Here is a 14,054-nt window from a genome sequence, read left to right as displayed (position 1 = left end):
GTCTCCCGCCGGGTTGACGCAAAGCTAGAACAGGTTCTATTATTCGGCAAGTGAATTTATTTTCGCTATGCGAAAAGGAACTCTGAATGAGAATTGGCAAGCAGGACCAGGCTTTCACCGCGATCGCCACATCGGATGCGACATCCATCACGGTCAGAGGCCATGATCTGTGTGATGACCTGATCGGCAAGATCGATTTCACCGATTACTTCTGGCTGCTGGTCTGCGGCAAACGACCGGACAAGCGACAGACCACGGCCCTCAATGCCTGTCTGGTCGCGATTGCCGAGCACGGACTGGTTCCGTCGGTGCAGGCGGCCCGCATGACGCTTGCAGCAGCCCCCGAGGCCTGGCAAGGCGCGATGGCTGCCGGTCTTCTCGGCATGGGCACCGTTGTTGCCGGCTCATCGGAGGTCGCGGGACGATATCTGGCCGAACTGGTCGCCGCTGGCGGAAACGAAGCGGCGGTCCGCCACTCGCTTGATGTTTTCCTGAAAGAGCGCCGGAAGGTTCCGGGGCTTGGTCATCCCCAGCATGCAGGCGGAGATCCCCGCGCGGACCGTCTGCTGGCCGTGGCCGACGAACTGCAGATTTCCGGGCAGCACATCGCCACCCTCAGACTGCTGGGCAACCTCGCGCCCGGCATCATGAACCGGCCTTTGCCCATCAACGTCTCGGGCGCCATTCCAGCCGTCATGCTTGATGCGGGATGGCCGCTCGCGGCTCTCAAGGCGGTCCCGCTGATCGCCCGCGCCGCCGGCCTTGCTGCCCATCTTTATGAGGAAAGCGAACGCCCGATCGGCTTCATCCTGTCCCACCATGCGGATTTGGCCATTTCCTATGACGGAGAGACATCCGAATGAAGCCGCTTCAGTCCATTCGGGTCATCGAGATGGGGACCTACATCACAGGTCCGGCCGCAGCGATGCAACTGGCAGACCTCGGTGCCGACGTCATCAAGGTCGAGCGCCCCGGAGAAGGCGATCCATTCCGGGCCTTTAAAGGCGGGCTCTACTCGCCGCATTTCCAGACCTACAACCGTAACAAGCGCTCCATCGCCCTCGACACACGAAACCCCGAAGATCTCGAGGTCTTTCTCGCCTTGATCGCTTCGGCAGATGTGTTCATCCAGAACTTCCGGCCGGGGGTCGCGGAAAAGCTCGGCGCGGGCGAAACCGAACTGCGAGCACTCAATCCGAGGCTCGTCTACTGCGCGATTTCAGGCTTCGGAACCTCAGGGCCGGCGCGCGACAGACCGGCCTACGACACTGTGGCACAGGCGGCCAGCGGCTTTCTGCGCCTCGTGACACCACCCGACCGACCCCGTGTTATCGGCCCGGCTCTGGCCGATGCGGTGACGGGACATTATGCGGCAACCGGCATCCTCGCGGCCCTGATCGAGCGCGGAAAGACAGGCAAGGGCCGCAGGCTAGATATCTCGATGCTGGAGGCCATGAGCCACTTCAATCTGGACAGTTTTACCCATTACTACAGCGCCGGAGAGGTCATGGGGCCCTTGTCGCGACCGGTGGTCAGCCAATCCTACACCTTCGAATGCGCCGACCGGAAATGGATCGCCTTCCATCTCTCCTCGCCACAGAAGTTCTGGGAAGGTTTGCTCGATGCGACCCAGCAGCGCCACCTGGCAGACGATCCCCGCTTCCGCGAGCGCCTGGATCGCATCCGGCATCAGGATGAGCTGATCGACATTCTCGCTCCGGTATTTCGAAGCAAACCGCGTGACGAATGGTGCGGTTTGCTGGAAACGAACGAAGTGCCCTATGCGCCGGCCTACGACAGCGACGAGGCGCTCGAAGACCCACAAGCAAGGCATCTGCAAATTGCCGTCACCGTTCCGAACGCCGAGATGGGAGACTTCACGACCGTCCGGCCACCTTACAGCTTTGACGGCGAGCCGGAATTTGCTGTCTCGCCTCCACCGCGACTGGACGAGCATGGGGCGGAAATCAGATCCGAGGTCACGAAGGCGTCACACCAGGCTCGGTGAGACCTGTCGGAGCTTGAGGCTGGGACGAAGGATGGACCACCCAACCGAGCGGTCAGTCTTCGCTGCCCTGCAGTGGTATGATCTGGACACTTCCGTGGCGCACCGATCGCTCTGCAGTGATGTGGTCGGAAAAATGCTGCACCTCGTTCATCGACCCCTTCAGGATGCCGACTTCGAGGCAATTCTCGGTATCGAGATGCACATGCAGGCTCGCGATCGTCAGGTCGTGATGATGATGGAAGCTGTTTGTCAGCCGCCTTGCAAGGTCGCGGGCCGCGTGATCGTAGACATAGCTCAGCACGCCGATGCAGGGTTCATCACCCTTCGAATTTCGGGTAGCTTCCTTCAGACCCGTTCTCACGAGATCACGGATCGCCTCCGACCGGTTCTGATCCCCGCGTGTCTCAATCAGCGCATCGAGTTCCTGCATCAGGTCGTCATCAAGGGTGATCGTCACGCGCTGCATATCAAACTCCCTTCGTATGATGTTTTGATATAGACATCATACACACCCAGCATTATTGTCCTGCCACTTAGGGGGTGCTTACGACACCATCTGATTGGGTATAGGGGAATTTTCATGACCAAGGCAATTCTGCGGCTTGCAGTTTCGACTGCTTTCGCTGCCGCCGTCTTGTCAGGCACCGCCCTTGCCACGCCGAAATCGCAACTGGTGCTCGCCATCGGCGGCGAACCCGAAGGCGGCTACGACCCTCTGACGGGCTGGGGACGTTATGGTCATCCGCTTTTTCAATCGACCCTTCTGACACGCGATGCCAATTTGAAGACCCGTCCCGATCTGGCGACGGAATGGTTGCTCTCCGATGATCGGCTCACATGGACCATCAGGCTCCGGCCGGACACACGGTTTTCCGACGGCTCGCCGCTTGACGCCGAAGACGTCGCTTTCACCTTCAACGAGGCGGCCAAGATCGGTAGCGCCGCTGACCTGACCGCACTCGAGGCCGCCCGCGTCATTGACGATCAGACCGTCGAGATCAAGCTGAATAAGCCCTGGATCACCTTCACCGAGAACCTCTATGCGCTCGGCATCGTACCCTCGGACGGCTATGGCGAGGGCTACGCGCGAAATCCGATCGGATCTGGTCCCTACAAGCTCGTCTCCTGGACCGAAGGCCAGCAGCTGATCGTCGAGAAAAACCCGAACTATTATGGCGAGACCGGGCCATTCGAGCGGATCACCTTCCTGTTTACCGAAGAAGATACGAGTCTCGCGGCAGCACAAGCCGGGCAGGTGGACATGGTCTCCGTGCCGGCAACGGCCGCCGATACGCCGCCACAGGGCTTCAAGCAGATCGTTACCCGGTCCGTCGACAACAGAGGCATCGTCTTCCCGATCGTGAAAGACGAGGGCAAGGTCGTCGGCGAGGGCAAGAAACTCGGCAATGATGTTACCGCCGACCCTGCCATCCGCCGTGCCGTCAATCTCGGGATCGATCGAAATCAGTTGGTAGACGTCGCCCTGCTCGGTCACGGGAGCCCGGCAGCGGGCCCGGCCGACGGGCTCGCCTGGTCCAATCCGGACGCAGCGGTAAGCTTCGATCTCGAGCAGGCCAAAACCGAGCTGGAGAGCGCTGGCTGGACGCTCGGCAACGACGGCATCCGTGTGAAAGATGGCCTCCGGGCAGCCTTCCCAATCAATTACCCCGCTTCGGATTCCACACGACGCATGCTGGCTGAAACCGTGTCGGCACAATTGAAGGGCCTCGGCATCGAAGCGACGGCTACCGGCAAGAGCTGGGACGAAATCGACCGCATCATGCATTCCGAGCCGGTGATGTTTGGCTGGGGCAGCCATTCGCCGCTCGAGGTCTACAATCTCTACCAGTCGAGCCTTGGCGGCGTGGAATTCTTTAACGCCGGCTTCTATGCAAACCCCGCCGTCGACCGGCATCTTGCCGCAGCGCAGAGTGCGCAAAGCCTGGAAGCCTCCTTCCCAGACTGGCAAAAAGCCGAGTGGGACGGGACGACTGGTTTCGGTGCCAAGGGCGATGCCGCATGGGCTTGGCTCGTCAACCTCGACCACATCTACTACGTGAACGAATGCCTGGAGATTGGCGCCACCCAGATCGAACCGCATGGCCATGGATGGCCGGTTACCGCGATGATCCAGAACTGGAAATGGACGTGTGAGTAAGGCGGGCCAATTCGGCTGGGTCGGGTTGATCGCTGCAAAGGCGATCCGGCTTGTGCTCGTCCTTCTGACCGTCGCGATCGTTGCCTTTGCGCTGACGAAGAACTCCCCTGTCGATCCCATCAACGCCTATCTCGGCGCCGACATCGCGCGTGTCGGACCTGAGCAGCGCGCCCTGATTGCCGAGAAATGGGGGCTCGACCAACCTACGTCCACGCAGTTCTGGCGTTGGGCGAAGAATCTGATGGCGGGCGACCTAGGCTACTCCATGACCTATAACGCGCCGGTCGCCGACGTCCTCGTCTCGAGGTTCAAGGCGTCGCTTCCCCTGATGGGGCTTGCCTGGCTGCTCTCCGGCGTGCTCGGCTTCGCCCTAGGCGTGATCGCCGGTGCCTTTTCCGGCTCCTGGGCGGACAGGGTGATCCGGCTCTATTCCTATGTGCTGGCGTCGACGCCCACCTTCTGGCTGGCGATAATGCTGCTCGTCGTCTTTGCAGTCGGGCTCAACTGGGCGCCCATCTGCTGTGCTGCTCCGATTGGCGTGCTGCCTGATGACGTGACCTTGGCTGATCGCGCCCGGCATCTTGCCCTGCCGCTGATGGCGCTCAGCGTGCTCGGCATTGCCCAGATCGCGCTGCACACGCGTGCCAAGATGATCGAGATCATGCAGTCCGATTATGCGCTCTATGCCAAGGCGCAAGGCGCCTCGCGCATGGACATTGCCTTGCGTCATGGCGCACGCAATGCAGCGCTCCCGGCGGTCACGGTTCTCTTTGCCTCGCTCGGCGAACTCTTCGGTGGCTCGGTTCTGGCCGAACAGGTGTTTTCCTATCCGGGGCTCGGCAAGGCGACCGTGGAAGCCGGGATCCGTGGCGATGTGCCCCTGCTCCTAGCGATCACACTGGCGCTGACCTTTGTCGTCTTCCTAGGCAACGCGATTGCCGATCTTCTCTACCGGCTGGTCGATCCGCGCATGGCGTCGGGAGTGCGCATCGCATGAGTGCAATCCTCGATCTCCCGCCCTCCGCCCCAGACCGCGCGCCAGACGGACACAGGATACGAACGCTTGTAGTCGCAACCATCGCAGCGCTCGCTTTGGCTGCCGTGCTCGTCTCTACCCATCTCTTTGGGGGCTTTGGCATTGATGCCGACTTTTCCACGCGCCTGCTTGGACCGTCATTGTCCCATCTAGCCGGTACCGATCAGCTCGGACGCGACATGTTCGCCCGGACCTTGCATGGCCTGGCTTTAAGTTTCTGGGTTGGCCTGATTGCGGCTTCAGGCTCGGTCGTCATCGCCATGCTGCTTGCACTTGTGGCGACAACAGGCGGGCGGCTCGCCGATGAAGCCGTGTCCTTCCTGATCGATGCCGCGATGGGACTGCCGCATTTCGTGCTTTTGATCCTCATCTCCTTCGGTCTTGGCGGCGGCACCACGGCGGTGATCATTGCGGTTGCCGTCACCCATTGGCCGCGGCTCACCCGCATTCTGAGGGCCGAACTGCTGCAATTGCGCCAGGCAGAGTTCGTGCAGGCATCCAGGCACTTCGGCAAATCCTGGTTCTACATCGGTCGGCATCATTTTCTGCCGCATCTCGTGCCGCAGCTGCTCGTCGGCCTCGTGCTTCTGTTCCCCCATGCCATCCTGCATGAGGCGGGCCTGACCTTCATCGGCTTCGGACTGGAACCGTCCAAACCCGCCATCGGCGTTTTGCTGTCGGATTCCATGCGCTACCTCTCCGCCGGCAAATGGTGGCTCGGTCTGTTTCCGGGGCTGGCGCTGCTGCTCGTGGTCTTGAGTTTCGATGCCATCGGCAATGGGCTGAGGCTGCTCACCGATCCCCGGCAGGAGCAGACGTGATGCTTGCAGTCGAAAACCTCTCCATCGGCTTCCTGCGCTACGACGGCCTGATCCATCGCTGCGAAGTACCGGCCCTCGACGGCATCGACTTGAAGGTGGATCGCGGCGAGATCCTGGCGCTGGTGGGCGCTTCCGGCGCTGGAAAGAGCCTGCTTGCCCATGCCCTGTTCGGCATTCTGCCGGAAAATGCTGTCGTGCGCGGCAACATATCGCTGAACGGGGAGCAGGTTGAAGCGGCGAATGGCGGCAAAGGCCAAGGCCCGCGCATGGCGCTGGTTCCGCAATCGCTCAGCCATCTCGATCCGCTGGCCCGCTGCGGCAAACAATTGCTATGGGCCGCCAAACGCAGCGGCAAAGCGAAAACGACGGCAGAGCTGATCGACTCGCTTGAGAGCTTCGGCCTCGGCGCCGAAGTCATGCGGCTTTATCCGCATCAGGTCTCGGGTGGCATGGCACGCCGCCTGCTTCTCGCCATCGCCACGATCGGGGAACCCGATCTGATCGTTGCCGACGAGCCGACAAGCGGGCTCGATCCGGACGCTGCGGAAAACGTCCTTCGTCATCTCCGCCGCCTCGCCGATCGCGGCAAGGCCGTGCTTCTGATCACACATGATCTCATCACCGCGGTCTCCCATGCCGACCGGGTGGCTATCCTGGAACAGGGCAGATTGCTGGGCACCGAGCCGGCCAATGCGTTTTCAGATCAGGGGCAGAAACTGACGCTACCTTATGCGCGGGCGCTCTGGCTTGCCATGCCGGGAAACCAATTCTCGGCCGCACCGCTTGCGCGGGAGGCTGCGCGTGCTTGAGGTAAGAGATGTCGACTTCGGTTTTGGCAAAGCAAAAACCATCCTCGAGGGTGCATCGCTGACGCTTAAAGAAGGCGAGATCCTGGGCCTCTCCGGCCTCTCCGGCGCCGGCAAATCGACGCTCGGCCGCATCGTGGCGGGCTATCTGAAGCCCCAGAAGGGTGAGGTTCTCCTCGATGGTGCAGCCCCTGCCCCGGGCTATTGCGGGGTTCAACACATCCACCAGTCCTCGATCTTCGCCGTCAATCCGCGATGGCGGCTGGGCCGGATCATCACAGAAGCCTGGCAGCCGGATGATCAGACGCTGGATGCCATCGGCGTGTCGCGTGCCTGGTTTGATCGCTACCCGCACGAAATCTCGGGCGGCGAACTGCAACGGGTTGTGCTGGCGAGGGCGCTTGGCCCCGACACCCGCTTCCTGGTCGCCGACGAACTATCCGCCATGCTTGATCCGATCACCCAGGTGGAAATCTGGTCCTTCCTCATGGAGCGTCGCCGCCAGGGCCTCGGCATCCTTGCCATCAGCCATGATGCCGCCTTGCTGAAGCGCGTGAGTTCACGGCAGCTCAAGCTCTGTACTGGTGGCTTGATGCCGCTCGTCGCTTAAGGGCCTCCGCAACTTGTTCTTCAGGGAGACCTGTCTCTGATGGTGTTGATGATCGACGAAAAATCTTCGCCGCCATGCCCGAGCTGGTCGAAGAGCTCGTAAAGCTCAGTCGCATGCGCGCCGAGAGCCGTAGCCGCACCGGTCGATTTTGCCGCTTCCTGCGACAACCGCATGTCCTTGAGCATCAGGGCGGCGGCAAAGCCCGGCTTGTAGTCCCGGTTTGCCGGCGATGTCGGAACGGGACCCGGAACCGGGCAGTTGGTGCTAATCGCCCAGCACTGGCCCGATGATGTCGAGGCCACGTCGAACAGGGCCTGATGCGAGAGCCCGAGCTTTTCACCGAGTACGAAGGCCTCACAGACCCCCGCCATGGTGATCCCGAGGATCATGTTGTTGCAGATCTTGGCAGCCTGGCCGGCACCGGCCGAACCGCAATGGACGACCCGCCGTCCCATGGCTTCAAGCACAGGGCGGCCCCGGTTCAAAGCATCCGCCTCCCCACCGACCATGAAGGTCAGCGTGCCGGCACTTGCCCCGGCCGTTCCGCCGGAGACCGGCGCATCGAGCGACAGGCAGCCGGCCTCGTTGGCAAGCGCATGGCATTTGCGGGCGCTGTCCACATCGATCGTCGAGCAGTCGATCATCAGCGTCCCCTGATCGACTGCCCCGACGAGCTCGCTCCAGACCGACAGGACATGATGACCGGCAGGCAGCATGGTAATGACGATCGAGGCGCCGGTCAGGGTTTCCGCCGCCGTATCACAGAGCGTGATGCCGCTTGCTGTCGCGGCGAGCTTCGCTGTTTCAGAAAGATCGAAGCCTCGGACCGGATACCCCGCCTTGACGAGATTGGCAGCCATCGGCCCACCCATATTGCCAAGACCAATGAAGGCTATCGTCTCAAGCATAGCATTTCCTCCCTGTTTTCACGTCCGTCCCCGAGCGCTCCCAATGTGGCATCCTACAGGTTTCGCGCAATCACCATGCGCTGAACGTCGCTGGTCCCTTCGTAGATCTGGCAGATGCGCGCATCCCGGTAGATCCGCTCAACCGGATAATCCCGCATATAGCCATAGCCACCGTGGATCTGGATCGCATCCGAGCAGACGCGCTCGACCATCTCGGACGCGAAGAGTTTGGCCATCGAGGCTTGCGAAATGCAGGGAATGCCGGCCTCGCGCAGCGAAGCTGCATGCCAGACGAGCTGTCGTGCGGCCTCGATCTGTGTCGCCATATCGGCGAGGCGGAAGGCAACCGCCTGATGCTCGGCGATTGCTTTGCCGAAAGCCTTTCGCTCACCTGCATAATCGCGCGCCGCCTCGAAGGCCGCCTGCGCCATGCCGACCGATTGGGCCGCAATCCCGATGCGCCCTCCCTCCAGATTGGAAAGCGCAATACGATAACCTTCCCCTTCCTCGCCGAGCCTGTTCTCGACGGGAATCTTCATCCCGTTAAAGGCAATCTGGCAGGTGTCTGACGCGTTGAGACCGAGCTTCTCCTCGACGCGCACGACCTCGTAGCCCGGTGTATCCGTCGGCACGATAAAGGCCGTGATCCCGTTCTTGGCCGCACTGGGATCAGTCACGGCAAACACGATGATGACATGACCATTCTTGCCCGAGGTGATGAACTGCTTGGCACCGTCGATGATGTAATGATCACCCTCGCGCCGTGCGCGGGTTTTGAGGTTGGAGGCATCCGATCCGGCCTGTGGCTCGGTCAGGGCAAAGCCGCCGATCCATTCTCCCGAAGCCAGTTTCGGCAGGAAGCGCTGCCGCTGCTCTTCCGTGCCGAACTTCAGGATCGGCACACAACCCACCGAGCTGTGGACGCTCATGATCGTCGAGCAGGCGCCGTCGCCCGCGGCAATTTCCTCGACCGCGATCGCATAGGCGAGCACACCGGTGTCCGAGCCCCCATAGGCTTCCGGCACAAGCATGCCAAGCAGCCCAAGCTCACCCATTTCGGTCAGTTCCTCGCGTGGGAAACGGTGTTGCCGGTCGCGTTCGGCGGCACCTGGGGCAAGCCGCTCGCGGGCAAAGCTGCGCGTCATCTCGAGGATCTGCTGTTGAAGCTCCGAAAGAACCATCCCGTCTTCCTCCAATCACGCCCGCTCAATGGCAATCGCCGTGGCTTCGCCACCGCCAATGCAGAGAGCCGCCATGCCGCGTTTCAGATCGTACCGTTCGAGTGCGGCGATAAGCGTCACCAGGATCCGCGCGCCCGAGGCGCCGATCGGATGGCCCAGCGCGCAGGCACCGCCATGAATATTGACCTTGTCATGCGGCAGATCGAGGTCGCGCATCGCGGCCATGGCGACGACCGCAAAGGCCTCATTGATCTCGAACAGGTCAATCTCTGAAAGTGGCAGGCCGATGCGATCGGAGAGCTTCTGGAGGGCACCGATCGGCGCGGTGGCAAACAGGCTAGGCGCCTGCGAATGCGTGGCGTGCCCAAGGATCGTGGCAAGCGGGGCAAGACCGCGCCGCTCCGCTTCCGAGCGTCGCATCAGGACGAGTGCAGCCGCACCATCGGAGATCGAGCTGGAATTGGCAGCCGTCACCGTACCGCCGTCGCGGAAGGCGGGCTTCAGCGTCGGGATCTTCTCCGGCTTTGCCTTGCCTGGCTGCTCGTCGCGGCTGATCTCCTGTTCAGCCTTGCCGGATTTGACGACAACCGGCACGACTTCGCGATCGAAGCCGCCATCGGCGATAGCCTTTGTTGCCCGCGTGAGCGAGGCGACGGCATAGGCGTCCTGTGCCTCGCGCGTAAACTGGTAGGCCTCGGCGCAATCCTCCGCGAAGGTGCCCATCAGCCGGCCCTTGTCATAGGCATCCTCGAGCCCGTCGAGAAACATGTGATCGAGCACACGCCCATGTCCGAGCCGGTAGCCGGCGCGGGCGCGGTCCAGCAGATAGGGCGCATTCGTCATGCTCTCCATGCCGCCTGCAACAGCGACGGAGGCGCTCCCGGCAACCAGCAAGTCATGGGCGAGCATGGCGGCCTTCATGCCCGAACCGCACATCTTGTTGACGGTCGTAGCCCCCGCCGAGAAAGGCAGACCGGCACCGATCGCGGCCTGCCTTGCAGGCGCCTGGCCCTGGCCTGCCGGCAGGACACAGCCGAACAGGATCTCTTCGACGGCCTCGACTGGAAGCCCGCTGCGGTCGAGCGCCGCCCGGATGGCGGCAGCGCCCAGCGCGGCTGCGGTCATCTCCTTCAGCTCGCCCTGAAAGCCCCCGATCGGGGTTCGGGCAGAACCGACAATGACGATTGGATCCTGAACTCCCATCTTTTCTCCTTCAGCAGCGATCAGCGCGCGCCCATGCGGATGGCTCCATCGAGGCGGATGACCTCCCCGTTGAGCATCGTGTTTTCAATGATATGGCGGGCGAGGGCTGCGAATTCGACCGGCCTGCCGAGGCGGGGCGGAAAGGGCACGCTGGACGCGAGACCTTCGCGCACCTGCTCCGGCATGCCCGCCATCATCGGCGTTTCGAACACACCCGGCGCAATCGCCATGACGCGAATGCCGAACCGTGCGAGTTCACGAGCAATTGGCAAGGTCATCGCAGCAATACCGCCCTTGGAGGCAGCGTAGGCCGCCTGCCCGATCTGGCCGTCGAAGGCGGCAACGGAAGCAGTATTGATGATGACGCCACGTTCACCCTCCTCATCGGGTTCGTTCGTCTGGATCGCGGCAGCGGCTAGCCGGACCATGTTGAAGGTGCCGACAAGGTTGATCCCGATCGTGCGTTCGAAGCTCTCCAGCCCATGCGGCCCGTCGCGGCCGACAACCTTCTCCGCAGGCGCCACACCGGCGCAATTGATCAATCCCCGCACATTGCCGAAAGCTTTCGTCGCAGCCTCGATTGCCGCAGCGCCATCCTGCGCACGCGTCACGTCTGTTTCAAGAAAAGCAACGTTGTCGCCGAGCTCCCGCACAAGCGATGGCCACCGATCGCGATCACGATCGGCAATCAAGACACGACCGCCCGCCTCGCTGATCATGCGCACCGTCGCCGCGCCAAGTCCGGAGCAACCGCCGGTCACGATGAAACAGCCATTCTCGATGCGCATCGACCCTCCTCCCCTTCAGTCCTCGCCTGAAGCTGCCGATGGCGCAAACTCTACTGCGTTTCACAGTTGCAACCGATGACGAAATTGATCCATTCTTGAGGCCACTTTTGCCACTGACGCACTTGAGGTCGAACGAGGACCATGGCTGAGACCGAACGACATATGATCTCGACGGGTTTCGTCGAGGAGGCACTCGACAGCCTCAGACGCGCAGGCAGGCCCACAGAGCCGCTTCTGTCCCGGCTCGGTCTTCCGCCTGTCGTGGACCAACCGGTTTCGACCCAGACTTTCGGGCGCCTCTGGCTCGCAATTGCCGAGGAGCTGAATGACGAGTGTTTCGGTCTCGGCGAACGAACGATGCCACGCGGCAGCTTCACGCTCCTGTGCCATTGCGTGCTGCATGCGCCAACGCTGGAGCGAGCCCTGCGGCGGGCCTTGCGTTTTCTGAATGTCGTCCTGGGGGAACCGACAGGTCGGCTTGAGGTTCGCGACGGCACCGCAGTGATCGAGCTTTGCGAAACCGGAAAACCCCGCTCCGCCTTCGCCTATCGCAGCTACTGGATCATCCTGCATGGATTGACCTGCTGGCTGGTGGGCAGACGTATTCCGATCCGCCTTGTGGATTTTCGCTGCAGCGAACCGAAACTGAGTGCCGAACACCGGCTTTTCTTCGGCGCTCCCATTCGCTTCTCGCAACCGGTGAGCCGCCTCGGCTTCGATTCCTCCATGCTGGCCTTGCCGATCGCGCGCAACGAGCAGGCATTGCGGCAATTCCTTCGGGGAGCGCCGGCCAATATCCTGATCCGCTATCGCTATGACGCCGGCACGGCTGCTGCCGTCAGACGCCGATTGAACCAGAAGGGGCCTGCAGACTGGGGCAGCTTCGCAGATCTGGCTCGCGATATGCGGATGTCGTCTTCGACGCTGCGCCACCGCCTGCATGACGAAGGACAAAGCTATGCCAGCATCAAGGACGACATTCGCCGTGATCTTGCCAGGGACATGCTGATGAACACCCATGATACCGTTAGCGATATTGCCGCCCGCCTGGGGTATTCGGAACCGAGCGCCTTCTATCGGGCCTTCAAGAAATGGATGGGTGTGAGCCCCGAGGCTTTCCGCAAGAGTTCCAGATCTCTTTAGACGGCAAAAGCCGGCATCTGCTGTCCCATAAGACATATGGCAAAACTGGCCAAAGAATTGGATGCAGTTTTGTCATGGCTTGCCACTCACAAGACGCTTACCATTCACTTCGATTGATCTGCTCCTGGGGAGAGGAGCAGGTTTCACGGGAGGAGACTGATGGTGCAACCTGCGCATCTGAGCCTGCATGTCCCCGAACCTGCCGTTCGGCCGGGCGGCCAGCCCGATTTTTCCAACGTCAAGATTGCCAAGGCCGGATCGGTGCCGAGGCCTCCGGTCGATGCGGCCGCCGAGGACATCCGGGACCTCGCCTATTCGATCATTCGCGTTCTGAACCGCGATGGCGAGGCCGTCGGCCCTTGGGCAGGCCTGCTGACGGACGACGAACTGCGAACCGGCCTGCGCCACATGATGACGCTCCGAGCCTTCGACGCTCGGATGCTGATGGCACAGCGGCAGGGCAAGACCTCTTTCTACATGCAGCATCTCGGTGAGGAAGCCGTCAGCTGCGCCTTTCGCAAGGCACTTCAGAAGGGCGACATGAACTTCCCGACCTATCGGCAGGCCGGACTTCTGATCGCGGACGACTATCCAATGGTCGAGATGATGAACCAGATCTTCTCGAACGAGGCCGATCCCCTGCGCGGGCGACAGTTGCCGATCATGTACTCCTCCAAGGAACATGGCTTCTTCACCATTTCCGGCAATCTCGCCACCCAGTATGTCCAGGCTGTCGGCTGGGCCATGGCATCGGCGATCAAGAACGACAGCCGCATTGCCGCCGCCTGGATCGGCGACGGTTCGACAGCCGAGTCGGATTTTCACTCGGCTCTGGTTTTCGCCTCGACCTACCGGGCGCCCGTGGTCCTTAACGTCGTCAACAATCAGTGGGCCATCTCCACTTTTCAGGGCATTGCCCGCGGCGGTTCGGGCACTTTTGCCGCCCGTGGGCTGGGCTTTGGCATTCCGGCGCTCAGGGTCGATGGGAACGACTATCTCGCAGTCTACGCGGTCGCCTGCTGGGCCGCCGAGCGGGCACGGCGCAATCTAGGACCGACGCTCGTGGAATACGTAACATATCGGGTCGGCGCGCATTCCACATCCGACGATCCGGGCGCTTACCGCCCGAAAACGGAATCCGAAGCCTGGCCTCTCGGGGATCCGGTGCTGCGGCTGAAGAAACACCTGATCAACAGAGGCGCATGGTCGGAGGAACGGCATGTGCAGGCCGAAGCCGAGATCCTGGACGAGGTGATCACGGCCCAGCGCAAGGCCGAGGAAAACGGCACGCTGCATGCCGGCGGCAAACCTTCCGTGCGGGACATCTTCGAAGGTGTCTATGCCGAAATGCCCCCGCACCTGCGCCGCCAGCGTCAGAAGGCAGGATACTGA

14 protein-coding genes are annotated in these 14,054 nt (G+C 61.9%); 9 read left to right on the top strand and 5 right to left on the bottom strand.

Annotated features, from left to right (window positions below):
- Positions 1 to 86: 86 nt before the first annotated feature.
- Both BSY240_RS17670 and BSY240_RS17665 read left to right on the top strand, forming a co-directional pair.
- Complete coding sequence (locus BSY240_RS17670) at positions 87 to 863, top strand: citryl-CoA lyase (RefSeq protein ID WP_069043178.1); 777 nt, start codon at positions 87 to 89, stop codon at positions 861 to 863.
- The gene (locus tag BSY240_RS17665) at positions 860 to 2,008 is read left to right on the top strand and encodes a CaiB/BaiF CoA transferase family protein (protein WP_069043177.1); all 1,149 of its coding nucleotides are present in this window, start codon (positions 860 to 862) and stop codon (positions 2,006 to 2,008) included. The genes BSY240_RS17670 and BSY240_RS17665 overlap by 4 nt, the downstream gene beginning before the upstream one ends.
- A gap of 52 nt (positions 2,009 to 2,060) precedes the next feature.
- On the opposite strand, the gene nikR is transcribed toward BSY240_RS17665, so the two are convergent.
- Complete coding sequence (gene nikR, locus BSY240_RS17660) at positions 2,061 to 2,474, bottom strand: nickel-responsive transcriptional regulator NikR (RefSeq protein ID WP_006724913.1); 414 nt, start codon at positions 2,472 to 2,474, stop codon at positions 2,061 to 2,063.
- A gap of 114 nt (positions 2,475 to 2,588) precedes the next feature.
- Between nikR and BSY240_RS17655 the strand changes: the two genes are divergently transcribed.
- From BSY240_RS17655 to BSY240_RS17635, 5 genes are read left to right on the top strand one after another with little or no spacing between them, the layout of a single operon-like run.
- On the top strand, positions 2,589 to 4,166 hold the full coding sequence (locus BSY240_RS17655; protein ID WP_069043176.1) for an ABC transporter substrate-binding protein: 1,578 nt from the start codon (positions 2,589 to 2,591) through the stop codon (positions 4,164 to 4,166).
- Positions 4,159 to 5,163 carry an ABC transporter permease gene (locus BSY240_RS17650; protein ID WP_236759277.1) on the top strand — a complete coding sequence of 335 codons (1,005 nt, stop codon included), beginning with the start codon at positions 4,159 to 4,161 and terminating at the stop codon, positions 5,161 to 5,163. Before BSY240_RS17655 ends, BSY240_RS17650 begins: the two co-directional genes overlap by 8 nt.
- Complete coding sequence (locus tag BSY240_RS17645; protein WP_069043175.1) at positions 5,160 to 6,023, top strand: ABC transporter permease; 864 nt, start codon at positions 5,160 to 5,162, stop codon at positions 6,021 to 6,023. The genes BSY240_RS17650 and BSY240_RS17645 overlap by 4 nt, the downstream gene beginning before the upstream one ends.
- Positions 6,023 to 6,832, top strand: coding sequence for an ATP-binding cassette domain-containing protein (locus tag BSY240_RS17640; protein ID WP_069043174.1), 810 nt, complete (start codon positions 6,023 to 6,025; stop codon positions 6,830 to 6,832). Before BSY240_RS17645 ends, BSY240_RS17640 begins: the two co-directional genes overlap by 1 nt.
- The gene (locus tag BSY240_RS17635) at positions 6,825 to 7,439 is read left to right on the top strand and encodes an ABC transporter ATP-binding protein (protein WP_069043173.1); all 615 of its coding nucleotides are present in this window, start codon (positions 6,825 to 6,827) and stop codon (positions 7,437 to 7,439) included. Before BSY240_RS17640 ends, BSY240_RS17635 begins: the two co-directional genes overlap by 8 nt.
- A gap of 20 nt (positions 7,440 to 7,459) precedes the next feature.
- Here the strand turns inward: BSY240_RS17635 and mmsB are convergent, their stop codons facing one another.
- Genes mmsB through BSY240_RS17615 form a run of 4 tightly spaced genes read right to left on the bottom strand, consistent with a single transcriptional unit; the run spans position 7,460 to position 11,519 of the window.
- On the bottom strand, positions 7,460 to 8,347 hold the full coding sequence (gene mmsB / locus BSY240_RS17630) for a 3-hydroxyisobutyrate dehydrogenase (protein ID WP_069043172.1): 888 nt from the start codon (positions 8,345 to 8,347) through the stop codon (positions 7,460 to 7,462).
- Positions 8,348 to 8,400: 53 nt separating this feature from the next.
- Positions 8,401 to 9,528, bottom strand: a complete 1,128-nt coding sequence (locus BSY240_RS17625) for an acyl-CoA dehydrogenase family protein (RefSeq protein WP_069043171.1) — start codon at positions 9,526 to 9,528, stop codon at positions 8,401 to 8,403.
- A 15-nt stretch (positions 9,529 to 9,543) separates the two neighbouring features.
- Positions 9,544 to 10,731: an acetyl-CoA C-acyltransferase gene (locus BSY240_RS17620; protein ID WP_069043170.1), complete on the bottom strand. Its 1,188-nt coding sequence runs from the start codon at positions 10,729 to 10,731 to the stop codon at positions 9,544 to 9,546.
- A 20-nt stretch (positions 10,732 to 10,751) separates the two neighbouring features.
- The gene (locus BSY240_RS17615; RefSeq protein WP_069043169.1) at positions 10,752 to 11,519 is read right to left on the bottom strand and encodes a 3-hydroxyacyl-CoA dehydrogenase; all 768 of its coding nucleotides are present in this window, start codon (positions 11,517 to 11,519) and stop codon (positions 10,752 to 10,754) included.
- A gap of 141 nt (positions 11,520 to 11,660) precedes the next feature.
- Between BSY240_RS17615 and BSY240_RS17610 the strand changes: the two genes are divergently transcribed.
- Both BSY240_RS17610 and BSY240_RS17605 read left to right on the top strand, forming a co-directional pair.
- Positions 11,661 to 12,662, top strand: coding sequence for an AraC family transcriptional regulator (locus BSY240_RS17610; RefSeq protein WP_069043168.1), 1,002 nt, complete (start codon positions 11,661 to 11,663; stop codon positions 12,660 to 12,662).
- Between the two features lie 159 nt (positions 12,663 to 12,821).
- Entirely contained in the window at positions 12,822 to 14,054 is a 1,233-nt protein-coding gene (locus tag BSY240_RS17605; RefSeq protein ID WP_069043167.1) for a 3-methyl-2-oxobutanoate dehydrogenase (2-methylpropanoyl-transferring) subunit alpha, read from the top strand.

The organism is Agrobacterium sp. RAC06, assembly GCF_001713475.1.
In the GTDB taxonomy this organism is placed as follows: domain Bacteria; phylum Pseudomonadota; class Alphaproteobacteria; order Rhizobiales; family Rhizobiaceae; genus Allorhizobium.
This window is presented reverse-complemented; position numbering and strand designations above follow the sequence as displayed.